Annotated in this window: 4 protein-coding genes; all 4 read right to left on the bottom strand. The window is 54.4% G+C overall.

The window, feature by feature from the left end:
* Positions 1-161: 161 nt before the first annotated feature.
* Positions 162-368, bottom strand: a complete 207-nt coding sequence (locus ACTH5D_RS17695) for a (2Fe-2S)-binding protein (protein WP_441673524.1) — start codon at positions 366-368, stop codon at positions 162-164.
* A gap of 192 nt (positions 369-560) precedes the next feature.
* Positions 561-1034 carry an RDD family protein gene (locus ACTH5D_RS17690; RefSeq protein ID WP_441673522.1) on the bottom strand — a complete coding sequence of 158 codons (474 nt, stop codon included), beginning with the start codon at positions 1032-1034 and terminating at the stop codon, positions 561-563.
* Positions 1035-1038: 4 nt separating this feature from the next.
* Positions 1039-2115, bottom strand: a complete 1077-nt coding sequence (gene lptG / locus ACTH5D_RS17685; RefSeq protein WP_441673520.1) for an LPS export ABC transporter permease LptG — start codon at positions 2113-2115, stop codon at positions 1039-1041.
* Positions 2115-3194 (bottom strand): LPS export ABC transporter permease LptF, encoded by a 1080-nt coding sequence (lptF, locus tag ACTH5D_RS17680; RefSeq protein ID WP_441673518.1) that lies wholly within the window; start codon positions 3192-3194, stop codon positions 2115-2117. The genes lptG and lptF overlap by 1 nt, the downstream gene beginning before the upstream one ends.
* Between the last annotated feature and the right edge of the window lie 36 nt (positions 3195-3230).

The following is a 3230-nucleotide window of genomic DNA, read 5'->3' as shown; positions in this document are numbered from 1 at the left end:
TTTAATCTAGTTTAGACAATACGATCAAGCAGTTACGTTTGGAGAAGAGTATAGACGCAAATAGCTATACTCCCAGCGTTTCTGAGAGTATAGATAAGGTGTTTAAAAGTTCAAGCAAATCATACATTTGCAAACGATAACTCTAACAAGAGTGATTCGCGTCATACGGCGTAAGCAAGTCCCATATCGGCTTCTTGACGCGCTTCTTGTACGGCATCGTGAGTAATAGATTTGGCATAGCACGCGCACTTACCGCACTGCGTTGCGCACCCGGTTGCTTCGCGTACTTCCCGCCAGCTGCGCGCACCGTCGCTTACCTGCTGACGAATCTGATGATCGGTTACTCCCTTGCACACACAAACGTACATGGCGACACCTCATATAAGCTATGAGATGAATGTAAATGATTCGTATACATCTTATCAAGTAGAAATGACTGCTTTTTGGGAGGCATTCGTCTTAACACGCGGCCGCCGCTCGATAACATATTGGCGCCGCGACGTTTTTTACAGGCAATAATTTTCGCATAATTATTATTTTTCGGCTCAAATTCGACCGCGTTAGCTTTTTGGCAGTACGACGGTTTGCGTTTTAGACACAATATCTGGCCAGCTACGTCGTTGTGGGTCGAACAGCACCCACAGATAGCCTGACCCAAGCGTCAGCAGCGATAGCCACGCAACGCCGCAGCGAATGAGGCACTGCGTCACGCTCAGTGAATAGCCCTCTCGCGTTTGCACACGCAGCCGCCATGCCTGCATTCCCAGCGTCATGCCGCCGCGCGCCCAGGAGAAAACAAAAAACAGGCTGACAAACACGACCAGCATGATTCGCAGGCTCCAAACATCGCAGGCGGTGGCGCCAATATCTTCTGGCGACTGGCCCAGCACATAGCGGAAAAACACTAGGTGAACCACCGTCACAGCAATCCAGATTGCCGTAACCAAAAAGCCGTCGTAGAGCATGGCGCCTAAGCGGCGGCCTAGGCCTGCTGGCCACGCATCACCCAACTGAGTAAAGCGTCGCGTGCGCATCTTGCTAACCGTTGCGGCGTAAGAAATAGATCCCGACCCCGGCACACACAAGCGTCGGCACCAAGATGGCCCACACGGGTGAGAATCCGAAAATCGTTGATGCAGGCGCCAGAAGGTCTTGCACATATTTAAAGCTGAGGCCGGTAATCACTCCGTAAAACACGCGGGTACCCGCGGCCACGGTGCGCAGCGGGCCAAACACGAACGAGGCCGCAATCAGCACTAATGAGCCCATGGTGAGCGGCATTAACATTTTCTGCCAAAAATACAGCAGCGCCTGGTCGTTTTGCAGGCCTTGATCAGCGAGGAACTTTGCGTAGTACCACAGTTCACTGGGCGCCTGGCTTTCTATATCGCGCAGCAAGCGCTCAAGCTGCGTGGGGGTGAAGGACGTCTCCCACCCCATGCTTGCGGCCTGATCGGACTCAGTATGATCGTCGGAGATGCGCGTCGTAGAGACGTTTTCCAAACGCCAGGCCCCGCCTTCCCAAATCGCGCGCTGAGCGTAGGTGGCTTCCACTAACTGCCGGTCATCAAAACGGTAGCGGGTTAAATCAAGCACCACATCATCGGCACGGATCGCCCCGAAGCGGTAGACGCTGTCACCCTCAATCTGCCAGCCACTGCGGCTAGTCAGCATCGTGCCTTCGCCTTGAATCTTTTCTAAGCGCCACGCCTCAGCGTGTTGTTCGGTGCGCGGGCTGACATATTCAGCCACCAGCAACACCACGACAATCACCAGCAGCACCGGCTTCATCACGCCCCATACAATACGTGCGAGGGAACGCCCAGAGGCACGCATAACGGTGAGCTCGTTATTAGAGGCCATGCTGCCCAAGCCAATTAACGCGCCAATTAACACCGCCACCGGAGCATATTGATAGAAGCGCCACGGCGTGCGCATCAGCAAGTAGAACAGCGCATCAAGGGCGGTATAGCCGGCCTGCACATCGCCTAAGTTATCGATATAGGCAATCGTAATATCCAAGCCCAGCAGCACGAACTGAACCACAATAATAGCCGCCAGCACGTTACGGGCGATGTAGCGGTCCAGGCGGTCAACCATCAGCAGATTCACCATCAGCGCATTCCCTTCCGTTGCGAGTGCCACAGCAGCAGCAGGCCCAACCCTAAAAACAGTCCATGCACCGGCCATACACCCAGCGTGGCGGACCACGTTTCACTGCCGATGGCATCGACCACCGCAAGTAAAAGGCTCAGATACGCGACGTATAAAAACACCGCTGGCAGCAGCTTGCCAAAACGCCCCTGACGGGGATTAACCCGAGAAAGCGGTTGCGCCATTAGGGCTAATATAAACACCATTAGCGGGAGCCCAGCACGCCACTGCCACTGTGCCTGGGCACGCGGGCTTGAATCATTCCATAGCGCTGGCGTAGTGGCATATTCAAGGGAGTTCAGCGACTGCCGATTACTGTTTAGCCCTAAGCGCAGCGTATAGCGATCAAAGATGAGTCGCTCGGCACTTTGCTGCCCAGGGGTCACGCCATAGCGCTCGCCTCCATCTAGCACCAGAAAGCGGCTGCCCGTATCCATCCGAGTTTCCTGATAGCCAGAGGCAGCACGGGTAATATAGTCGTGGGTATTTTCGTCGCCCGGCTGATTCTGCTCGTGTACCAATACATCCTGCATCTCAGTGCCATCACTGGTAAAGCTGCCTATGTAGGCGGTGCGCCCGCCACCGAACTCCTGAAAGCGCCCCGGCGCGAGCACAGACACATCCAAACGGCTGCGCTGCTCCTCCAGGATGGTTTCCGTTTGCAGCGCGCCATAGGGCGTCAGCCATAGGCTGCACATGCCTACCAGCACCGCGACAACACTGGCCGGCAGCAGCGTTACTTTCAACAATCGCGTAGGACTCATCCCGCAGGCGACCATGACAGTGATCTCACTGTTCATATAGAGCTGACCGTAAGCCAGCAAAATACCTAGAAAAAACGACAGCGGCAGTATCAGTTCCATAAAGCCAGGCAAGTGAAACATCATCAGGCTGCCTAAAATAGTGACAGGAAAATCACCCTCCGCCGCATCTGCGAAATAACGTATAAAACGGCTGCCCATGATTACCAACAGCAGAATGCCGGCAACCGCCGCCATGGTGAGTAACACTTCGCGAGTTAAATACCGAAATAAAATCAACGCGCTCTCCGGCTAGTCGTGCAGGATGCCATGCAA

The sequence above is a fragment of the Halomonas sp. genome (genome assembly GCF_052095695.1).
Lineage (GTDB): Bacteria > Pseudomonadota > Gammaproteobacteria > Pseudomonadales > Halomonadaceae > Vreelandella.
Note: the sequence above shows the minus strand (reverse complement) of the source record. Positions and strands in the feature narration are given on the sequence as shown.